The organism is Psychrobacter sp. NZS113, from assembly GCF_015864825.1.
Lineage (GTDB): Bacteria > Pseudomonadota > Gammaproteobacteria > Pseudomonadales > Moraxellaceae > Psychrobacter.
This window is the reverse complement of the sequence record NZ_JADYWL010000002.1, coordinates 276,169-296,513: the sequence shown is the minus strand read 5'-3', so window position 1 is coordinate 296,513 and position 20,345 is coordinate 276,169. Positions and strand designations below refer to the sequence as shown.

Sequence of the window (20,345 nt, the reverse complement as noted above, 5' to 3'; positions counted from 1 at the left end):
AAAGCTTATCCAGAAACTCACACTATTACAATATCTCATAAATAGAAGTAAAAACAGTTAGTTAAAGATAGTCAAAAAAATTGCTTATGCCAAGTTCACCACTCGATAAGCGAATTCGTCACTAAGAGTCCAGCACACAAGCTGCTAGCATATCTTTTATTATCCATAGGGTGATTTTCGAAATACGTTGGGCTGCAATATTAATAATAAAGTGCCCACTATTTTGCCAACGCCCAACCATCTATTAAGAAGAAAATCATGCAATCAGCCATACAATCAAAATTGTCTAATATCACCTTAAAAGTGGGTAGCGTACTGGCCGTTACGGTGCTCATAGCAGGTTGTAACTCTAATGAATCTACATCGCAAGACACATCGACAGCGGGAGACTTGCAAGATATTAGCTTATTGAATGTCTCCTATGATGTATCACGTGATTTCTATAAAGACTACAACACCTTATTTAGTGCAAGTTATGAAAAAGAGCATCCAGGTAGTAAGGTCAAGGTCAATCAGTCACATGGTGGCTCAAGTAAGCAAGCGCTGTCTATTGCCAATGGTTTGCAAGCAGATGTGGCAACCTTAAACCAAGAAAGCGATATGAATCTGCTGGTAGAAAAAGGACTAGTAGCCACTGATTGGAAGCAGGCATTCCCTAATAATGCAGTGCCTTATACCAGTACCATGGTGCTATTGGTACGCAATGGTAACCCAAAGAATATCAAAGACTGGTCAGACTTGGCACGCAATGATATCGATGTGGTCATACCAAACCCAAAAACCAGTGGCACAGCGCGCTATGCCTTTTTGGGTGCTTATGGCTACGGTCTGCATCAATTCAAAGAAAGTGTAGACACTTCTACCAAAACGGATGACTTTATCAAAAAGCTACTCGCAAACGTGGTCACTTATGACAATGGTGCGCGTGCGGCGACGACCAGCTTTACCCAGCGCGGGCTAGGTGATGTGCTCATTACCACTGAAAATGAAGCACATTTGGCTGCCAAGGAATTTGCTAAAGGAAAAGTCGATATCGTTTATCCAAGCTACTCTATTGTGATTGCTAATCCAGTGGCGGTCGTCACAGCTGTTACGGATAAGAGCGGTAAGACAGATGCCGCAAGTGCTTACTTACAAGGTCTGTGGGATGTGCCTGCTCAGCAGCTCATGGCAGAGATGTACATGCGCCCTAGTAATGCAGAAGTGCTGGCTGCTCATAGAGATACATTGCCTGAAATTGCAACTTTCGAGCCAGTGGCTGTCTTTGGTGATTGGACGCAGATTATGGATACGTTCTTTGTCGATGGCGGACGATTCGATCAGCTGGCAAGTGTGAAAAAGTAGTCTATAAAGCAATCTACAAAGTCATACTTAATTTACCAGCTGTCAGATAAAAAATACCGTCAATCGTATCCGCTTTTGAGTCTCTATAAACAACGAGGCTCTTCTAGTAGGATTTTGTCAACTGATTGATAAGTTTAACGTTACGCTCTTGTTATTCCGTTTTGGCAATAACATACGCATATTCATCATTAAACATAATAAGATGACGCTGTTAGCATACTTGCATTACTTAACAGATATCTTTGAGGGATTTATGACATACGCTGTGCGCTATCAACAAAAAAGTAAAACACTGAACGCCTTCAGTATTGCCAGTGTTGCTTTGACACTTGGTCTGGTCGGCTGTAGCAACAACGAGCAGACAGATGCAAGTGGTAGCGCAGCAGCAGAATCTCAAGATATCGAGTTGCTAAATGTCTCTTATGATGTGGCACGTGATTTTTATAAAGACTACAACCCATTATTCGTTGAGCATTACAAAGCTGAAAACCCAAACAGTAATATCCTAATCAAACAGTCACATGGTGGCTCAAGCAAACAGGCATTGTCTGTGGCTAACGGTTTACAAGCAGATGTTGCCACCATGAATCAAGGGTCTGATATTGAGCTGCTTGAGAAAAAAGGCTTGGTTGAATCAGATTGGGAAAGTAAGTTCCCTGACAACGCTGTGCCTTTTACCAGCACCATCGTATTTTTGGTACGTAAAGGCAATCCAAAAGGCATTAATGATTGGGAAGATTTGACCAAAGACGGTCTTGAGATTGTGATGGCAAACCCGAAAGTCACGGGTAATGGTCGTTATGCATTCTTAGGTGCTTATGGCTATGGTCTACATGCTTTCAATCAGGATGAAACCAAGGCTAAAGGCTACGTCAAAGACATGCTAAAAAATGTCAAAGTTTATGAAAATGGCGGACGTGCTGCAACGACTACATTCGTTCAGCGTGGTATCGGTGACGTTTTGGTTACTTTTGAAAACGAAGCCAACCTTGCAGCAGCTGATTTTGGTGCTGGTCAAGTCGATATCGTTTATCCAAAATACTCTATCAAATCAGAAAGCCCAGTGGCGATTGTCAAATCAGTAACGGATAAGAAAGGCACAACGGACGCAGCAAAAGCTTATTTGGACTACTTATGGAGCGAGCCGGCACAGCAGTTAGCCGCTAATCTATATCTACGTCCTAGCGTGCAAAGCGTGCTTGATAAAAACGGTGATAAATTACCACCAGTTGAAACGTTCCGTCCGAATGATGCCTTTGGGTCATGGGATGACATCATGGGTACCTACTTCAGCGATGGTGGCGTATTTGACCAACTGGCCATCAATGCACCGCAATAGAAAATGAATAAGATAAGAATGATCACTGATTAGCCATTTAGTAAAGGTGATTGCTTTGCTGTAAATCAGGTGATGTAGTCATTCATAAGAAACTCCATAAAGGACATGGTCGTACGCACTATGTCCTTTATACCGTAAGCATACTAATAATAAGTTCGATATAACATGGTCTTACGATAAGTACCATCAGTTGGGCAACAGGATATCACTATGAGTGCACCCACATCTTCTACCAGCAAACCCCTTCCTAAGAAAGGTTGGCTGACACGCTTGCGTCAACGCAATGTGCTGCCCGGGTTTGGTCTAAGCATGGGCATTACTGTTTTTAGCTTATCGCTATTGGTGGTGCTGCCGTTTGCCATGATGGCCTATACGACAACGCAGATGGGCTGGACGGGATTTTGGGAAACCATTAGCCAGCCGCAAGTGACTGCTGCTATCAAGCTGAGCTTATGGATGTCATTTTTGGCCATGCTCACCAATATGGTGTTTGGTACATTGGTCGCTTGGGTATTGGTACGTTATGAGTTTTGGGGCAAGTCCTTGATCAATGCCTTGGTTGATTTACCATTTGCCTTACCAACGGCTGTCACTGGCATCTCGCTTGCCACTCTGTATGCGCCTAACGGTCTAATGGGGCAGTGGTTTGCCAAATTTGATATCCAGGTGGCCTTTACACCGATAGGTATTTGGTTGGCGCTGGTCGTGGTCAGCTTCCCCTTTATCGTCCGTGCCGTGCAGCCAGTACTCGCTGAGCTATCAGTTGAGTTTGAAGAGGCTGCAGCCGTATTGGGTGCCAATCGGTTAACCACCTTTCGTAAAGTAATCTTGCCAGAGTTGCTACCAGCACTATTAATGGGTGCGGGTATGATGTTCGCCCGTGCGACGGGTGAGTATGGCTCAGTTATTTTTATCGCGGGCAATATCCCGATGCAGTCTGAGATTTTACCGCTGATTATTATCAGTAAGCTTGAGCAGTTTGACATTCAAGGCGCCTCTGCGGTCGCACTATTTATGCTACTCATCTCATTTGTGATTTTATTAACCATTAATATTGTGCAGTGGAAGCTGTCGCGCCGTGTAGGAGCTCGCTAACATGCAAATATCCAATAGCTACGACTACCAAAGTAACGCGGCAACCAAAGATACGCCATGGATACGCCGTACCTTTATCGGTATCGCTGTGCTGTTCATGGTGGTAATGCTAGTGATACCGTTGCTAGCGGTGTTCTATGAAGCCTTCAAGGGTGGCTGGCAGTTATATGTTGCTTCACTGGTCGATCCAGAAGCACTACAAGCCATTAAGCTGACACTAATTACTGCTGCCATCGTTTTGCCGATTAATATGGTGATGGGCATCGCGATTGCATGGTTGGTCACTCGCTATCAATTTAAAGGGAAGCAGTTGGTCACTACGTTACTTGATTTGCCATTTTCAGTGTCGCCAGTGGTCGCAGGCTTGATGTTCATATTGCTATTTGGGCTTAACTCTACCATTGGTGGCTGGCTTGAGAGCATGGGCTTCCAAGTGATTTACGCGGTTCCTGGTATTGTCTTGGCGACGTTATTTGTCACTTTTCCTTTTGTCGCACGTGAGCTAATACCGCTGATGCAGACTCAAGGCGACAGTGAAGAGCAAGCAGCCTTAACGTTGGGCGCGACTGGTTGGCAGACTTTCTGGCACGTGACGTTGCCAAATATAAAATGGGCACTGTTATATGGCTTGATTTTGACCAATGCGCGGGCGATGGGTGAGTTTGGTGCTGTTAGTGTGGTATCAGGTCACATTCGCGGTGAGACCAATACCATGCCGCTATTAGTCGAGATTGCTTATAACGATTATAACTTTACCGCCGCTTTTGCCTTATCTAGCTTACTTGCTGCATTGGCTCTTGTGACGCTACTCATTCAGCAAGTCATGACGAAGCTACAAGAGCGTAAATTTGCTAAATCTGAGCGATTAGCCAATATACCTGAGCTATCATTGAGTACTGATGAGATAAGCACTGATAAGCATAACGCAGGCAATAATAAGCAGTAATGTCGTCTAGACCATCTGCCACGATATAGTTGGTTCAATGTAATTTAGGTATGAAGAAGCCGAGTGACAGTACTACAAATAGTGGACTAAGCGAGACTGACACTGTATCCAATTTATAGAGTATGGACCACACGACAAAAGATATAATAAGAGATACTATTATGAGCATCGAGATTCGCAGCGTTAATAAAAAATTCGGTAATTTTACCGCATTAGACAATATCAATATCACGGTACCTACCGGCAAGCTGACGACATTACTAGGGCCTTCAGGCTGTGGTAAGACGACGCTATTGCGTATCATCGCTGGTCTTGAATATGCTGACTCAGGGCAAATATTGTTTGATGAACTGGATGTGACCAATACGCCTGTGCAAAAACGTCATATTGGCTTCATGTTTCAGCACTATGCCTTATTTCGTCACAAAAACATCGCTGACAATGTCGCGTTTGGTCTAACGTTGTTGCCAAAGCATGAGCGACCAAGCAAAGCTGACATCAATAAGCGTGTGGCCGAGCTGTTAGACCTCGTACAGTTACCTCAAATTGCCAATGCCTATCCACACCAACTATCAGGTGGTCAGCGTCAGCGCATTGCACTCGCACGAGCGCTTGCAGTAAAGCCGAAATTATTATTACTTGATGAGCCGTTCGGCGCACTGGATGCCAAGGTGCGAAAAGAGCTACGCACTTGGTTGAAAAATATCCATCATGAGCTGGGTATTACCAGTATTATGGTCACGCATGATCAAGAAGAAGCACGCGCAGTATCTGATGAAATTGTAGTCATGAATCAAGGTCGAGTAGAGCAGGTAGGGACATCAGAAGAGCTGATACACCAGCCAGCCAGTGCCTTTATCAGTGAATTTTTAGATCTAACATAATTGAATATGGCATAGCCACGTTACTAAAGTCATATTGCTAGAGTTATATTATTACCGCCACATTCTCATAGTCATATTGTTAGCAGACATAAAAAAGACCTATGATAAATAGGTCTTTTTTGCGTTAGTCGATACCTTAGTTTTTCTCGATATCACTTATATCTATCCTGCTTTTGGCAGAGCAATATCATTGGTAGATATTTGCTTATAAGTAATCTCTAGAACCTCTTGGCACCATTCTGGCAAATCATCGGCAACTTCATACCACATCCAGGTACCATCACGTACACAGTTTAAAATACCTAATTTTTTCAAATGATTTAAATGACGCGATATTGTTGGTTGAGGTTGATCTAATATTTCTACTAGCTCTCCGACACAACGTGATTCTTTGTTAAATAAAATTTGAAATATTTTTAAACGCGTTGGATCAGATAGAACTTTAAACAATTCAATCGGTCTTATCGTAAAATTATTATCAGACATAAAATAATCCCTATGGGGTTATTGTTGATAGATGGTCAATATAGCAGTAGTTATCTAAAAAATCGATTAAAAAGTAAACTAAATTACAGTTTATCGTAAATTTACTACCATTCATCTATATCATAACATAAATATTTATATTCGCTTACATAGATTAATATATGCAATATTCTTGCCAAGTCACGCCGACCCTTAAAAAAACATCTTTGTGATTAAAATATGCCAAATACTATTGAAAATGATAATAGTTATCGTTATTATAGGTCAAGCAATAAAATGATCAGTCAGTAGTTATTGAATAGTAATATTCATAGGAGCCAGTTCATGTACGTATGCATCTGCAATGACGTAAAAGAAAAGCAAATTAAGGCAGCTATTGCCTCAGGCATTGATACGCTTGATGGTTTGAAAGACACGCTTGATGTAGCGACTTGCTGTGGTTGCTGCGAACCTATGGTCAATGATTACCTAGAAGAGCACCATGCTAAACTTGATGTCTTAGCTTACGCCGTTTAAGCACCGTCAATCTTTGAAACAACAATGAGCTTTAGCCTCACACAAAATGTCCAACATACTTCACTTACTCTTTAACCATTATATATAAAGAGTAAGTTGCAAGCGTCCGTATAACTTCACCAATACACCTATTTTATTGACCTCAGCCGCCTTTGATAGTCAGAATGGACGCTAGCTAATTATTATTCTCAATTAGCATCTTATTCTTAGTTCCTAACGTTACAAGCGATATCAGAGCCGGTATGCTACTATATATGTCTGACGCTGTAAGGCATTTTGTTGGTTTTGATATCTACTACTCAGTTTGCTAATAACACTATCCTTATATGGGTAATTATGAATGCACTGTGAGCAGTGAAGTATAAATAGGGGAGTATAAGTTATGATAGGTAGCCCAAAAGTCATTGATTATTTGAATTTTTTGTTAGGTGGTGAGCTTGCCGCTCGTGATCAGTATTTTATTCATTCAGAAATGTATGCTGAGTGGCATTATGGCAAGTTGTATGACCGTATCCATCATGAGATGGCTGATGAAACATTGCATGCCCAAGCCATCATTCGCCGTATCTTAATGTTAAGTGGCACACCTAAAATGACGGTTGATGCTATCAACATCGGTGCTACCGTTCCCGAAATGCTTCAGCTTGACCTTAACCTAGAGTATCAAGTACAGCAGCACTTAAAAGATGGCATTGCTATCTGTGAAGCAGAACACGACTATGTCACACGTGAGATGTTGGTTGAGCAATTAAAAGACACTGAAGAAGACCATGCTCATTGGCTTGAGCAACAACTGCGTCTAATTGATATGATTGGTCTGCCAAATTATCTACAAAGCCAAATGGCTGAAGTCACTCCTAATCTCATCTAACATTATGCTAGGGTGTGTCCTAGATAATTAGATGAATAATATTTAGCTTAAATAATAAATGAATAAGGAGAGAGATAATGAAAGGGGATAAAGAGGTCATTCGTGCTTTAAATAAAGTACTTGGACAGTCGCTGATTGCTATTAATCAGTACTTTTTACATGCTCGCATTGCACGTCATTGGGGATTAGAAGCCCTTAATGAAAGCTTTTATAAGCAGTCTATTGCCGAGATGAAATGGTCTGATGATTTGATTGCACGGATTTTATTGCTAGGCGGTTTACCGAATTTGCAAGATTATGGCAAGATGTTCATCGCTGAAGATGTGCCGGAAATGATTGACTGCAATTTGCGTTTAGAAAAGCAAAAATTTGCAATTATCACAGACGCCATCACGTTATGTGAAACAAAATCTGACTACGTATCTCGCCAGTTATTGGTCATCTTAAAAGATGGCAATGAAGAGTATGAAGACTGGTTAGACACACAAGAAGATTTGATTAAGACTGTTGGGCTAGAACGATACATCCAATCACAAATGAGTGATGATGACGCGCCATAAGATGATGTGATAGATAAATAGATCATATTGTCTAAGCTTGCCAGCCTATGATTGGTCATAAACCAAAACATAGGCTGGCATTTTTATGTCTGAAATTCGACAGACTCTATTCGGCACACTCTAGTATAGACCACGACCATCTTCAGGCTTTAGACGTAAAAAGTACAATCCTGAGAGTATGGTTAGAATACCAAGTATCCAATAGGTGGTTTGGAATGCGGCCAAGGTATCTAGCTCAAACCTCTCACGCAGCAAGTTAAGTACTGCTGCACCAAAGGCAATACCGAAGCTAATTGCCAATTGCTGATTGACTGCCATTAAGCTGTTGCCACTACTGGTCTGTGTACCATGAAGGTCACCAATGGTAATGGTATTCATCGCGCTGAACTGCATAGAATTACAAGCACCCATGACAGTCAAGATGGGTATGAACCACAGCCATTGTGATGCGTCATTGAACTGTGCCAACACAATGATAAGAGAACCCATAAAAAAGGTGTTATAAACCAATACGGTGCGATAGCTGTAACGCTGAATAATTTTGCTCACCCATGGCTTGATACCGATAGCACCTACAGCAATAGGGGCCAGTAACCAGCCTGCCTGTGAAGGTGAGTACTCAAACACCACCTGTAATAGTAGCGGTAGTAAGAACGGAACCGCACTGATGCCGAGTCGCGTAAACAAGTTACCCGTAATACCGATACGGAATGTGCGAATGTCAAATAGGCTCAAAGGAAATAGTGGCGAATCACGCTTTTTGGCATGCCAGATATAAGCGCCTATCAGCAGGCCCGCACCCAGACCACAGAATAATCCATAAAGCTCTCGTCCTGCCTGTGAGCCAAACTCTACCGCCAGCGTAAACCCACAAGCCGCTGCTGCAAATAATAAAAACCCAGTCCAATCTAGACGCTTGGTATCCTCAAATAATGCAGGAACCAGTTTTTTGCCCATGATAAAACCGACGATGCCCATCGGAATATTAATCAAAAATATCCAATGCCAGCTGGCATATTGTACGATATAACCACCCAATACTGGGCCGACTAGAGGTGCAACTAATGCCGGTATCACCGCAAAGTTCATCACAGTGAGGAGCTTGTTGCGAGGATAAGACTTAACCAGTATCAAACGAGCCACAGGCGTCATCATCGCACCGCCAATACCCTGCACGATGCGTGAGCCAATCAAAAAATCTAGCGTAGGTGAGGCAGCACACAGCAACGAGCCAATACAAAAAATGACGATGGCCGATAGAAATACCCGACGTGTGCCATATTTATCCGCCAGAAACCCACTGATAGGAATGAATATAGCCAAGGTTAAGGCATAACTGATCACTGCCCATTGCATCTTCAGTGGTGACTCACCCAACGCCTGTGCCATTTGCGGTAAGGAGGTGTTTAAAATAGTGGCGTCCAAAATCTGCATGAACAGTGCGACCGCTAGCACATAGGGTAAGTATTTATCTTGCGTTGGGGTTAGCGTTACCATGTAAATCTCATTGGATATCTGATTATAAAACAAGCAAAAAAGTATATTAACGACTAGAGCGTTATAATAAAAGTGACTCAAGGTAACGGTGCGCTGTCAAAGCGGCAAAATAAAAAACCTAACTGCACTTACATTGATTACAAGAGAGGACTTTAATGTAGGGAGTGGTTCTCGTTATAGTAAACACTCGCTATATCCATAAAAATAAACTGAGGATAAATGATGAGTCAGGATAACAATAAATATGTCCCACCAAAAATTTGGACACAAGATAAAGAAAGCGGTGGTAAGTTCGCTAATATCAATAGCCCGACAGCCGGCGCACGTTTTAATAAAGAGCTACCAGTAGGTAATGCACCACTACAGTTGTATTCGCTGAATACACCGAATGGTGTCAAGGTAAACATGCTATTAGAAGAGCTGGCTGAAATTGGTGTCAAAGGCGCTGAGTACGATGCGTATAAAGTCGATATCTCTAAGGGTGAGCAATTTGGCTCTGGCTTTGTGACCATAAACCCCAACTCAAAAATCCCAGCTTTGGTCGATCATTCTAACAGAAACGACGGTGAGCCTATTGCTATCTTTGAGTCTGGTGCCATTTTGATGTACTTAGCAGAAAAGTTTGGTAAATTTATCCCTTTGTCAGCTGGCAAAGCGCGGGCAGACTGTCTGTCTTGGGTGATGTGGCAGATGGGTAGTGCACCGTTTCTCGGCGGCGGCTTTGGACATTTCTATGCTTATGCGCCCGAACCATTAGAGTACCCAATCAACCGCTATACGATGGAAGCCAAACGTCAGCTTGATGTACTTAATATTCATCTAAAAGACAACAAGTATATGTGTGGTAACGATGAGGCGGATTACAATATCGCAGATATGCTCATTTGGTCATGGTATGGTCAGCTGGTGCTTGGTAAGCTTTATGATGCAGCAGAGTTTTTACAAGTAGATGATTATACTCACGTAAAACGTTGGGCAAAGGCTATTGCTGAGCGACCAGCGATTAAGCGTGCTGTAGAGTTGCCTCTGCAATCAATGGGTTAGCTATAATTAGAGAACGACTAAACTGCTACGGCGTTAGCCTTCCTATATGTACAATCTAAAGTCGGCTGCCTTGTACCTTTTTTTAGAGTTTGACTACAGCTGAGCAATACAGATATTAATAACCAAAAGGCTGATAAGCGGATTGCTTATCAGCCTTATTTTATAGACATTTATAACCATCCAACTCGCAGTTATTCTGTATTTATATATAGTTATATTAAAATAATCATATACTTGCCCGTTTACATAATAGTACATTAGTATAACAGATAGAAACATTGATACGTTAAGATAGCAGACACTGCCTTGATGGGTAGGTACTTGTACTGCTTCTATTGATGAGTAATGACTATGAATGACGACAACCGTAAGCTGATGGATATATCACTACAGACAAGCAATAATCATTTTGCTGTTTGCTATTCTCAGATCAAGGCTGCTCAGAACTATCGACATATAGATGTCTCTCCATACTCACGCCCGAACGATACCACTCGTCTAAGACTTCATTCTAAAAAAACAAAAAAGACATCCTTATTAATGATAAAAAACAAAATACGATTATCTGTATTTGCTGCTATCAGCACTACTTTATTCAGTACGGCAAGTATGGCGCATTCAGGCGTTGAGTTAACCAGCCAAGATTGGCAGGTTGCTTGTGACAATACTCGTACGTGCCGGCTGGCAGGCTATCAAGCAGAAAACAATAGCGAATTCCCTATATCTGTATTACTCACACGCCGTGCAGGTGCGAATGCGAGTGTAGATGGCAAAGTAAAAATTGGCGGGGCCAAAGAAAGCTCTTCTAAAGCCTTGATGAAATTGGGTAACCGTCACCGTATATCATTGTTTATTAATGATAAAGACTATGGTGAAACTCAGCCGTTTTCGGCCACAGCCGGTAGTGCCGAATTGACGAAAGCGCAAGTGACCGCACTGTTAGAGGCGCTGCCCAAATCAAGCAATATCGAACTGGTACTGCGCAATTCACGTTGGCAGCTATCTGATAAAGGCGCTAGTGCCGTTATGCTCAAAGCGGACGAAGCACAGGGGCGAGTAGGGACATCGAGCGCTTTTATTGATCATGCCAGTGCAGTTAAACCTAATAGCGGAGTATTAGCACCTAAAGCGGCACCTATCCTACGTTTTGTCGCGCCTAAACCAAATGCCGCCGTGAATGATAAGAAAAAGTTTATCATGAAATCGTCGCAATTGGCTGCACTCATGAAAGGCACTATCAAAGATGTCGATGGTGACTGCCCAAATTTGTCAGATAAATCACCATGGCGAGTTAGTCGCCTGAACAGCTCGAAATTGATAGCACAGCATGACTGCTGGACGAGTGCTTATAATACAGGGGCGGGTGCCTGGGTCATCAATGACACCAAACCTTACAATCCCACACTGGTAACAACCAACGCTACTGACTACGATAAAGGTATAGTCACCTCAGTACAAAAAGGTCGTGGTATTGGTGACTGCTTAACTAAGACTGATTGGATATGGACAGGAAAATCGTTTGAAAAAAGCAATCAGAGCAGTACTGGGCTGTGCCGCATGATTGAAGTTGGTGGGGCATGGCAACTACCGACCTATGTCACTGACGTTAAAACAGCACAATAAGTCATACATTTAGCATATATTAAACATGGCTAACATACGTGGTTAAAAGTTAACCTTGCAGGCTAAGCCAAGATTATTTCTATCATTATCAAATAAAAGGTACAACTGTACTTTTATTATGATATACTACGTCGCCACGTTAGCTTATAGCTTGCGTGAATTATGAGATTGATAACATCGCCTGCGATTTTGGGTCTAGGATGACCATAAGTAATTGTTGCCGATGATTTTGTGTACTTAAATAACCTTTTAAAATATCAGTTATTTTTGACTCATATCTTATCTACTGTTCCATGAGTATGGATTAGATTGGTTGCTGTTTGCCTTTATCTGCTTTAGACAAAGCATCGATAATGCGCGTATATCAAGCAAGGATAAGACACTCGGCACTACCACCAAAATACGTCAGACAGCACGAACGCATTTATTGTAGAAACGTCAGCTCTATTGGCTGGGTTTCTGATTATCGACACTCCTACAGTGGTCCGGTAATTCTTTAATAAAGGCAGCGTGGTGAACGGTTATCAGTGGTATGCATCAAGTTTGCTGAATTTACAGCAGCTTATACTTACCAAGGATTACTATGACTGACATCTTATCTGCAATCGCCGCTGAAAACGGTATCATCGAAAGCACTGACACCCCAAACACTGACACTCAAGCGGCTACTAATGACGCTGTTGACGAAAACCAAGTTACTTTTACGGATCTTGGCATCGCTAAGCCTATTCTAACGGCACTTGATCGCAGTGGCTACACCAACCCAACGCCTATCCAAGCACAAGCTATTCCTTTTGCTCTAGCGGGTCGTGACTTGTTATTGTCAGCGCAAACAGGTAGTGGTAAAACTGCCGCTTTCGTTATCCCAGTACTTGATCGTTTGAGCCGTGCGACTAGCTTTGACAAACTAACTAAAGCACTTATCCTAACCCCAACGCGTGAACTTGCTCAGCAAGTACATGACAGCGTTCGTACATATTCTAAAGATATGCGCGGTCTGTTCTGTGTACCACTAGTTGGCGGCGCACCGTACAATGGTCAGATCACTGCTTTGAAAAAAGGCGTTCAAGTTATCGTTGCAACTCCTGGTCGTTTACTTGACCATATCAATGCTGGTCGTGTTGATCTATCAAGCCTAGAGGTATTGGTACTTGATGAAGCTGACCGCATGCTAGACATGGGTTTTGCTGATGACATCAGTGACATCTTGCGCGCTGCTCCTACTGATCGTCAAACCATCATGTGTTCTGCAACTTGGGATGGCCCAGTAGGTAAAATCGCTGCCAGCTTCACTAAGAACCCTGAGCGTGTATCAATCAAAGTAGAATCTGCACACATCGAAGAAAAAGTGTACTACTGTGATGATTTCGATCACAAAAACCGTTTACTTGACAAAATCGTTTGCCAGCAAGATATGGAACAGATCATTATCTTTGCTGCTACCAAACGTAGTACTGAAAAACTAGCAAAACAGTTACAAGAAGCTGGTCATAAAGCAAGCTTCCTACATGGTGACTTGCCACAAAGCAAGCGTAACCGTATCGTTCAAGATTTGCGTAATGGTAAAGTTAAAATCCTAGTAGCGACTGACGTTGCTGCTCGTGGTCTAGACATCCCAGCAATCTCGCACGTTATCAACTATGATCTTCCACGCCAAACTGAAGATTACGTCCATCGTATCGGTCGTTGTGGTCGTGCTGGTCGTACTGGTATTGCTATCAGCTTATGTAGCATGGATGACCGTCCACAGCTAAACGCTATCAACCGTTATTTAGATCGCAAAATGGAAGTATGCATCATCGAAGGTATGGAACCTAAGAAAACATACGTACCTAGCGAAAACAAAGGTAATGGTCGTGGCCGTGGTCGTGGTCGCTCTAACGGCGGTGGTAATGGTCAAGGCCGTGGTCGTTCAAGCGGTGGCTATCAAGGTAATCCTGCTAATGCTCGTGGTCGTTCAAGCGACAGCTCATCAACTGGTCAACGCGCTAGCAATGACAGCGGTTATCAAGGTAAGCCACGTGACACGTCAGGCAAACCAAATGAGCGTTCAGGTGGCAAGCCTTATCAAGGCAAGCGCACTGGTGGCCCTAGCCGCGGTGATAGCACTGGCGTTCCACGTGGTGAGCGTGCTGCAACGGGTCGCGGTCGTCCAAGCGGCAGCCAAGGTCGTCCAGCTGGTCGTTCTGACAGCCGTGGCCAAGGTCGTCCAAACGGCGGCAACCGTGGTAATAACTCGTAATAACGCTATCGTTAACGGTTAATAATGATTTTAATAAAATCACTTAATTTAATCGTATAACCCAGCATTGAAAAGCCAGATACTTGTTATCTGGCTTTTTTGTGTCTGCTAACTTTGTTTTTGTCCGCCTTAATACTCTTCGAGCATAATTAATAGGATTAACTTAGCTAACAGAGTAAAAGTTAGCTTTGTATTCGATAGTGGCTTGCACGTTTTTTTTGCCTTCTCTATACTGACAAGTTTTTATCGTGCGCAATGGAGCCATTGGATGCCCGACACTTCTCATTTAACCATTGATAGTCTGCCATTGGCCTTTGGCATCATTATGGCCATTATCGGCTTAGTGTTTTATACACAAAGTTTACCCGGTAGGTTTTGGCGACGGTTTTATGCTGTATTGCCAGGTATTGTACTGTGCTGCTTTATACCTGCGACGCTGAATAGCTTAGGCGTCTTCGCTGATGGTATTGGCTCACAGATTTACGGATTTACTGCTACTTATCTGCTGCCAGCAAGTTTGCTGCTGATGACCCTATCGATGGATGTGCCCAAAATATTGGGCCTGGGTTGGAAAGCGATTGCGATGTTTTTCGCGGCTAGTATCGCTATTATCATTAGTGGTCCGATCAGTTTAGGAATTGCTAAATGGATATCGCCTGGCATGTTCACAGATGACACGCTATGGCGCGGATTTTCAGCGGTGGCGGGTAGTTGGATAGGCGGGGCGGCCAATCAAGCCGCGATGAAAGAGCTGTTTGGGGTTAGTGATGATTTGTTTGGCATGATGATTTTGGTCGATACCACCAATGCTTCATTATGGTTATTGGCTATCTTAGTCATGGCTAAACACAGCGAGAAAATAGATCGATTTTTGCGGGCGGATACCAGCAGTATTGATAAAGTGGTTAAAGCTGTTGAAAATTATGAGCGTGATAATGAACGACCAGCAACCTTAAATGATTTGATGGTGATGTTTGGTTTATGCTTTGCTATGGTAGGAGTAGCGCACTTTATCGGTGGTCAAATTGCAGGGTTTTTCGCACCATACCGATGGGCAGTCCAGTATAGCTTTGCCAGCTCGTTCTTTTGGATGGTGGTGATTATCACCTTAATAGGTGTCATCTTTTCTTTTACTAAAATTCGTCGGCTTGATCATGTGGGTGCATCAAAAATCGGCACCGTATTTATCTTTATATTGATTGCTGCTATTGGTATGCAAATTAATCTGGCTGGTATCGTCTCACAGTGGCGACTGTTACTAATCGGTCTGTTATGGATGAGTATTCACGTCGTGATTATCTTTGCTGTCGCTCGACTCATTCGAGCACCATTCTTCTTTTTAGCAGTCGGTTCCAATGCAAATACTGGCGGTGCATCCTCTGCACCAATTGTAGCAACGGCTTTTCATCCGTCACTGGCTCCTGTCGGGGTATTTTTGGGTATTTTAGGTTATGCAGTAGGGACGTTTGGCGGTTATATCAGCACTCAGTTGATGCGATTAGTCGTGTCTTAATGTACAAGTTGTCATTATCTTAATAGCACCTTAATAGCATTTTTTGCTAAACAAAACCCGCATTAATGCGGGTTTTTTATTATTAATGATTGGGTGACTTGAGTTATCGTTTTGTCTATCTATGCTATTGATACGTAAGCCTCACCATAGGCATGTATAAGTACATGTTAACCTTTCTGTTAATTGAATAAATACAACTAATTAAATAAAGAGAACTAAACACATTAAGAATAAACAACGATTTTATAGGAACAATAACGTTATGGCGAACCCAAAAAAATTAGAAGAAAAAACAAGTAAAACAAGTAAAACAAGTAAAACAAGCGCAGTGAGAAACACTCTTTATAACCCTGAACAAGAAAACATTCAAGTAAGAGGTGCACGCGTTCACAACCTAAAGAACGTTGATGTTGATTTGCCGCGTAATGCACTGGTAGTCTTCACCGGTATATCAGGCTCAGGAAAGTCGTCACTGGCATTTGGCACGTTATTTGCCGAGTCACAGCGCCGCTATCTTGATTCGGTATCTCCTTATGCTAGACGACTCATTGATCAGGTTGATGAGCCAGATGTCGATAGTATAGAAGGATTGCCACCAGCCGTCGCCTTACAGCAAAAACGAGGCACGCCATCGGTGCGCTCGTCCGTGGGTAGCGTGACAACGATATCCAATAGTCTGCGTATGCTGTACTCACGAGCAGGAGAATATCCTGCAGATCAAGGGATACTATATGCCGATGCGTTCTCTCCCAATACGCCAGATGGTGCTTGCCCGACTTGTTCAGGTATTGGCCGCGTGTTTGAGGTCACTGAAGAGCTGCTGGTGCCAGATAACACCAAGACCATCCGTGAGCGTGCGATTGCAGCATGGCCACCAGCGTGGCAAGGACAAAACCTCAGTCGTATATTGACCACATTGGGTTACGATATTGATAAACCATGGCGTACATTACCGAAAAAAACACGCGACTGGATTTTATTTACGGATGATACGCCGGCAGTGCCTGTCTATCCTGAATACAACATTGAGCAAACGCGTGACGCGATAGAAAACGGCGAAAAGCCAAACTATATGGGTACTTTTACCAGTGCCAAAAACTTCATTTTGCACTCTTTTGCCACCACTCAAAGCCCACGTACCAAAAAACGTGTCTCGCAGTTTATGCAGATATCTGAGTGCCCAGAATGTCACGGCAAAAAACTAAAGAAAGAATCGCTATCGGTTAAGTTTGCAGGACTCGATATCGGAGAGCTATCACAGCTAACGCTAACTGAAATGGCACAAAAACTGGAAAAAACAGCGCGTACTAAGGTAGCTGATGAGACACCAAACCGTGAAAAAGCCATCGTCGCCCAGCGTATCGCCAGTGATATTCTCTCTCGTGTTGAAGCGCTAACAAAGTTAGGGTTAGGCTATCTCTCGCTTGAGCGTACCACCCCGACACTCTCTCCTGGTGAGTTACAGCGATTGCGCTTAGCCACTCAAATTCGCTCGCAGCTGTTTGGCGTAGTCTATGTCCTTGATGAGCCATCGGCAGGTCTGCATCCCGCTGATACTCAAGCATTGCTAGGCGCGTTGGATGAGCTAATCGCGGCTGGCAATTCAGTGTTTATCGTTGAGCATGACGTTAGCGTTATTAGACATGCCGATTGGATAGTCGATGTCGGGCCAAAGGCAGGCACGCATGGCGGCCAGATTGTTTATAGTGGGCCTATAGAGGGCCTTCGTGAGGTTAAGCAGTCGCATACTGGTCAATATCTCTTTGCCAATACTACGTCTAACGCTCAGTCTAAATCTCGTACAAGGCAGCCAGCAGCCTGGCTTAAGCTTGCCAACGTTGAGCGAAACAATATCACAGGATTAGACGTTGAGTTTCCACTTGGGGTCATGACCAGTGTCACAGGGGTATCAGGCTCAGGTAAGTCAAGCCTCGTCAGCCAAGCGTTGGTAGAGCTTATCAGTGAAGCATTGGGTCAAAAGACAGTTACAGAAGCGCCTGTCGGTGAGGCGGATTTACTTGAGCAGGAGCTTGAGTCGGTAACCGGCGGTGAAATTGTCGCTGGCATGGAGCACGCCCGTCGCCTTATTAATATCAATCAAAAAGCGATTGGGCGTACACCGCGATCTAATTTGGCAACCTATACGGGCCTGTTTGACAATGTACGTAAGCTGTTTGCGGCCACCAAACAAGCAAAAGAAAAAGGCTATGATGCTGGCAGGTTTTCGTTTAATACTACCAAAGGCCGCTGCCCAAATTGCGAAGGCTTAGGGTTTGTCAGTGTTGAGCTGTTGTTTTTGCCAAGCGTTTATGCACCTTGTCAGGTTTGTCATGGTCAACGCTATGATGATGAAACACTGGCAATCACTTATCGAGACAAAAACATCGCTGAAGTATTAAACTTAACGGTTGAAGCGGCTCATGAGTTTTTTGTTGATGAAGCACCTATTTTGCGTGCATTAGAGGCATTGTTACAAGTTGGACTTGGCTACTTACGTCTGGGTCAGCCTGCTACCGAATTATCAGGCGGCGAAGCGCAACGGATTAAGCTTGCCACTGAGCTGCAGCGTGTGCAACGAGGCGACACATTATACATATTGGATGAGCCAACCACAGGTCTACATCCTGCTGACGTGTCTATGCTCATGACACAGTTAAATGGCCTCGTCGATGCGGGCAATACCGTCATTATGGTTGAACACGATATGCAAGTGGCGAGCAATAGTGACTGGATTATAGATATTGGGCCGGGGGCTGGCGTAGAAGGTGGATTGATTGTTGCTCAAGGTACGCCATATGACGTTGCTCAATCAAAAGACAGCAGTACTGCACCGTTCTTATTAGTCTAATGAAAATATAATTCTGCACTAACATGCTTCATTTGAATGAGTATTAGAAATAGGATTTTCTAATACTCATTTTTGTGCAAATATAAATAAATATTTATGCAGGTGTTTCTTGCTGCACTTGTAAACGCTCGATTCTAGCTAGATAACTGTGTCCTAGCTCTGGCTCTGCAGAGGCTATCCAAGCAGCATATCCTGACAGTGTATTTAAAGTTTCATCAGCGCGTAATGTACCGCCTGACTCTAAGTTATGAACGGCTGCTCGTAACATGCGCTTGATTTGGCGTGAGACCCTTGGCACACCGCTACCATTGACCACCATACCAGTAACGTTATGCTGATTGCCTTTACGAATCACACGCGTTTTATCATTATTCAGCGCAAAACCTTCTTCACGTAATATCTTATGGACTGAGCCAAGCAGTTGTCCAATTAGCTTATTGTGCTGCGTATCGGCTTGTTTCTTTGCGGTGCTAGTCGTTGCTTTAATCGTTGTTTTAGCCTTCGATTTTGGTTTGGCGCTTTCAATAGCGGTAAAACTGAAGGTCAAGTCATCGGCATAACGGCTATAACGTAGGCCTAACTTTTCTGCCAACCCTGATAAGCGGCGATCCAAATTTAAGCATACGATGTTCGTTAATGCAGGGCTAGTGGGTGCACCTTGTGGCAAAGCTCTATCACCTAATGCCACATAGTAGGTAACGCCATCTTGTTTGATGACTTGTCTGGGTGCTTCGGTGCACAATAGCGCCAGTAGCGTGGATATTTGTTCTTGATAACCGGCATGACGGAATACGCCTTTGACGCGGCGCCAGCTGACACTAGGGAAAAAATCTTTAATATCCAGCTTAATAAGTAGCTCACTGTTGCTGTGTACAGCAGCATTGGTCACGATAGATTTGCCACGTACAAAGCCATGTGCGGCATCATGCGTCGTTAAATTGTTTAAGACTTGATTCAAAATCCAACGCTGTACAAACTTCAAACGTGGAATGGGCGACCATATTTGACGCGCTGTGCCATTGCGTTTGGCAATAGTGAAATGCGAATAGGCGAGATTGGTTGCGACGTCCCTTTGGTAGCAGAGTCCTTTCAACTGGGGCACGGTTAGGTTAACTGCGTCTGCCAGCTCAGTATGCTTGTTGAGTAGTGGCAATTTATTTTCAATAAGGCGATTGGACGCATTTTTGATATCCCATTTATCGGCACTGGTGTCATCTGACCAGTAGACTTGGTGACCAAGATGGACAATATGGTGGGCTTTATACGCTTGCCACGCTGATTTTTTGAGGATTTTTTCTTCTGCTGCCTCTTTTTTCAAGGCTTTTTTATAGCGATCCCGTTCTTTTGGGCTCATGTTATCGACAGGTTGGCGATCTACCATAAAGCCGTTTTTGACCAGCTGCTGCTGAACGTATTGATAGCGCCCACCTGCTGACTCGATGTCTTGCCATAGTTGCTGCCACTCTCGCTCAAAGGGCGTGGCATTAGGCACAGGGGTTATATAATCATTCTGCTGCTCTGTCTGCATCGTCATACC

Annotated in this window: 16 protein-coding genes; 13 read left to right on the top strand and 3 right to left on the bottom strand. The window is 43.4% G+C overall.

What is annotated here, in order from left to right:
• Positions 1-258 precede the first annotated feature (258 nt).
• The 5 genes from I6E61_RS04035 (at position 259) to I6E61_RS04015 (ending at position 5,608) form a co-directional block, all read left to right on the top strand.
• A complete protein-coding gene (locus tag I6E61_RS04035; RefSeq protein ID WP_197130186.1) occupies positions 259-1,344 on the top strand; it encodes a sulfate ABC transporter substrate-binding protein in 1,086 nt (361 codons plus the stop codon).
• A 253-nt stretch (positions 1,345-1,597) separates the two neighbouring features.
• Positions 1,598-2,683 carry a sulfate ABC transporter substrate-binding protein gene (locus I6E61_RS04030; RefSeq protein ID WP_197130183.1) on the top strand — a complete coding sequence of 362 codons (1,086 nt, stop codon included), beginning with the start codon at positions 1,598-1,600 and terminating at the stop codon, positions 2,681-2,683.
• Positions 2,684-2,893: 210 nt separating this feature from the next.
• Entirely contained in the window at positions 2,894-3,778 is an 885-nt protein-coding gene (cysT, locus tag I6E61_RS04025; protein ID WP_197130180.1) for a sulfate ABC transporter permease subunit CysT, read from the top strand.
• Between the two features lies 1 nt (position 3,779).
• Complete coding sequence (gene cysW, locus I6E61_RS04020) at positions 3,780-4,724, top strand: sulfate ABC transporter permease subunit CysW (protein ID WP_197130177.1); 945 nt, start codon at positions 3,780-3,782, stop codon at positions 4,722-4,724.
• Between the two features lie 161 nt (positions 4,725-4,885).
• Entirely contained in the window at positions 4,886-5,608 is a 723-nt protein-coding gene (locus I6E61_RS04015) for a sulfate/molybdate ABC transporter ATP-binding protein (protein ID WP_197130174.1), read from the top strand.
• 162 nt (positions 5,609-5,770) lie between these two features.
• On the opposite strand, the gene I6E61_RS04010 is transcribed toward I6E61_RS04015, so the two are convergent.
• Positions 5,771-6,094, bottom strand: a complete 324-nt coding sequence (locus I6E61_RS04010) for a helix-turn-helix transcriptional regulator (RefSeq protein WP_194196571.1) — start codon at positions 6,092-6,094, stop codon at positions 5,771-5,773.
• Positions 6,095-6,418: 324 nt separating this feature from the next.
• On the opposite strand from I6E61_RS04010, the gene I6E61_RS04005 reads away from it, so the two are divergent.
• The 3 genes from I6E61_RS04005 to bfr (I6E61_RS03995) all read left to right on the top strand — a co-directional run bounded on the left by I6E61_RS04005 (position 6,419) and on the right by bfr (I6E61_RS03995) (position 8,041).
• Complete coding sequence (locus tag I6E61_RS04005; RefSeq protein WP_110923492.1) at positions 6,419-6,610, top strand: bacterioferritin-associated ferredoxin; 192 nt, start codon at positions 6,419-6,421, stop codon at positions 6,608-6,610.
• A gap of 382 nt (positions 6,611-6,992) precedes the next feature.
• On the top strand, positions 6,993-7,481 hold the full coding sequence (bfr, locus tag I6E61_RS04000; RefSeq protein ID WP_197130171.1) for a bacterioferritin: 489 nt from the start codon (positions 6,993-6,995) through the stop codon (positions 7,479-7,481).
• A 77-nt stretch (positions 7,482-7,558) separates the two neighbouring features.
• On the top strand, positions 7,559-8,041 hold the full coding sequence (gene bfr / locus I6E61_RS03995; RefSeq protein WP_197130168.1) for a bacterioferritin: 483 nt from the start codon (positions 7,559-7,561) through the stop codon (positions 8,039-8,041).
• 120 nt (positions 8,042-8,161) lie between these two features.
• On the opposite strand, the gene I6E61_RS03990 is transcribed toward bfr (I6E61_RS03995), so the two are convergent.
• Complete coding sequence (locus I6E61_RS03990) at positions 8,162-9,538, bottom strand: DHA2 family efflux MFS transporter permease subunit (protein WP_197130165.1); 1,377 nt, start codon at positions 9,536-9,538, stop codon at positions 8,162-8,164.
• A gap of 222 nt (positions 9,539-9,760) precedes the next feature.
• Here I6E61_RS03990 and yghU point away from each other — a divergent pair, with 222 nt between their 5' ends.
• From yghU to uvrA, 5 genes are all read left to right on the top strand, one after another.
• The gene (gene yghU, locus I6E61_RS03985; protein ID WP_197130162.1) at positions 9,761-10,582 is read left to right on the top strand and encodes a glutathione-dependent disulfide-bond oxidoreductase; all 822 of its coding nucleotides are present in this window, start codon (positions 9,761-9,763) and stop codon (positions 10,580-10,582) included.
• A 351-nt stretch (positions 10,583-10,933) separates the two neighbouring features.
• Positions 10,934-12,205: a DUF1176 domain-containing protein gene (locus tag I6E61_RS03980; RefSeq protein ID WP_227685662.1), complete on the top strand. Its 1,272-nt coding sequence runs from the start codon at positions 10,934-10,936 to the stop codon at positions 12,203-12,205.
• Between the two features lie 583 nt (positions 12,206-12,788).
• Positions 12,789-14,447: a DEAD/DEAH box helicase gene (locus I6E61_RS03975; protein WP_197130160.1), complete on the top strand. Its 1,659-nt coding sequence runs from the start codon at positions 12,789-12,791 to the stop codon at positions 14,445-14,447.
• 268 nt (positions 14,448-14,715) lie between these two features.
• A complete protein-coding gene (locus I6E61_RS03970; protein WP_197130157.1) occupies positions 14,716-15,960 on the top strand; it encodes a DUF819 domain-containing protein in 1,245 nt (414 codons plus the stop codon).
• A 262-nt stretch (positions 15,961-16,222) separates the two neighbouring features.
• On the top strand, positions 16,223-18,808 hold the full coding sequence (gene uvrA / locus I6E61_RS03965) for an excinuclease ABC subunit UvrA (RefSeq protein ID WP_197130154.1): 2,586 nt from the start codon (positions 16,223-16,225) through the stop codon (positions 18,806-18,808).
• Between the two features lie 94 nt (positions 18,809-18,902).
• Here the strand turns inward: uvrA and I6E61_RS03960 are convergent, their stop codons facing one another.
• Positions 18,903-20,342 carry a reverse transcriptase family protein gene (locus tag I6E61_RS03960; RefSeq protein WP_197130151.1) on the bottom strand — a complete coding sequence of 480 codons (1,440 nt, stop codon included), beginning with the start codon at positions 20,340-20,342 and terminating at the stop codon, positions 18,903-18,905.
• Between the last annotated feature and the right edge of the window lie 3 nt (positions 20,343-20,345).

Coding starts and splice junctions, on each gene's coding strand:
- yghU (WP_197130162.1), top strand. CDS start 9,761: ATGAGTCAGGATAACAATAAATATGTCCCACCAAAAATTTGGACACAA.
- bfr (WP_197130168.1), top strand. CDS start 7,559: ATGAAAGGGGATAAAGAGGTCATTCGTGCTTTAAATAAAGTACTTGGA.
- I6E61_RS04015 (WP_197130174.1), top strand. CDS start 4,886: ATGAGCATCGAGATTCGCAGCGTTAATAAAAAATTCGGTAATTTTACC.
- I6E61_RS03990 (WP_197130165.1), bottom strand. CDS start 9,538: ATGGTAACGCTAACCCCAACGCAAGATAAATACTTACCCTATGTGCTA.
- uvrA (WP_197130154.1), top strand. CDS start 16,223: ATGGCGAACCCAAAAAAATTAGAAGAAAAAACAAGTAAAACAAGTAAA.
- I6E61_RS03975 (WP_197130160.1), top strand. CDS start 12,789: ATGACTGACATCTTATCTGCAATCGCCGCTGAAAACGGTATCATCGAA.
- I6E61_RS04005 (WP_110923492.1), top strand. CDS start 6,419: ATGTACGTATGCATCTGCAATGACGTAAAAGAAAAGCAAATTAAGGCA.
- I6E61_RS04010 (WP_194196571.1), bottom strand. CDS start 6,094: ATGTCTGATAATAATTTTACGATAAGACCGATTGAATTGTTTAAAGTT.
- bfr (WP_197130171.1), top strand. CDS start 6,993: ATGATAGGTAGCCCAAAAGTCATTGATTATTTGAATTTTTTGTTAGGT.
- I6E61_RS04035 (WP_197130186.1), top strand. CDS start 259: ATGCAATCAGCCATACAATCAAAATTGTCTAATATCACCTTAAAAGTG.
- I6E61_RS03980 (WP_227685662.1), top strand. CDS start 10,934: ATGAATGACGACAACCGTAAGCTGATGGATATATCACTACAGACAAGC.
- I6E61_RS04030 (WP_197130183.1), top strand. CDS start 1,598: ATGACATACGCTGTGCGCTATCAACAAAAAAGTAAAACACTGAACGCC.
- cysW (WP_197130177.1), top strand. CDS start 3,780: ATGCAAATATCCAATAGCTACGACTACCAAAGTAACGCGGCAACCAAA.
- cysT (WP_197130180.1), top strand. CDS start 2,894: ATGAGTGCACCCACATCTTCTACCAGCAAACCCCTTCCTAAGAAAGGT.
- I6E61_RS03960 (WP_197130151.1), bottom strand. CDS start 20,342: ATGACGATGCAGACAGAGCAGCAGAATGATTATATAACCCCTGTGCCT.
- I6E61_RS03970 (WP_197130157.1), top strand. CDS start 14,716: ATGCCCGACACTTCTCATTTAACCATTGATAGTCTGCCATTGGCCTTT.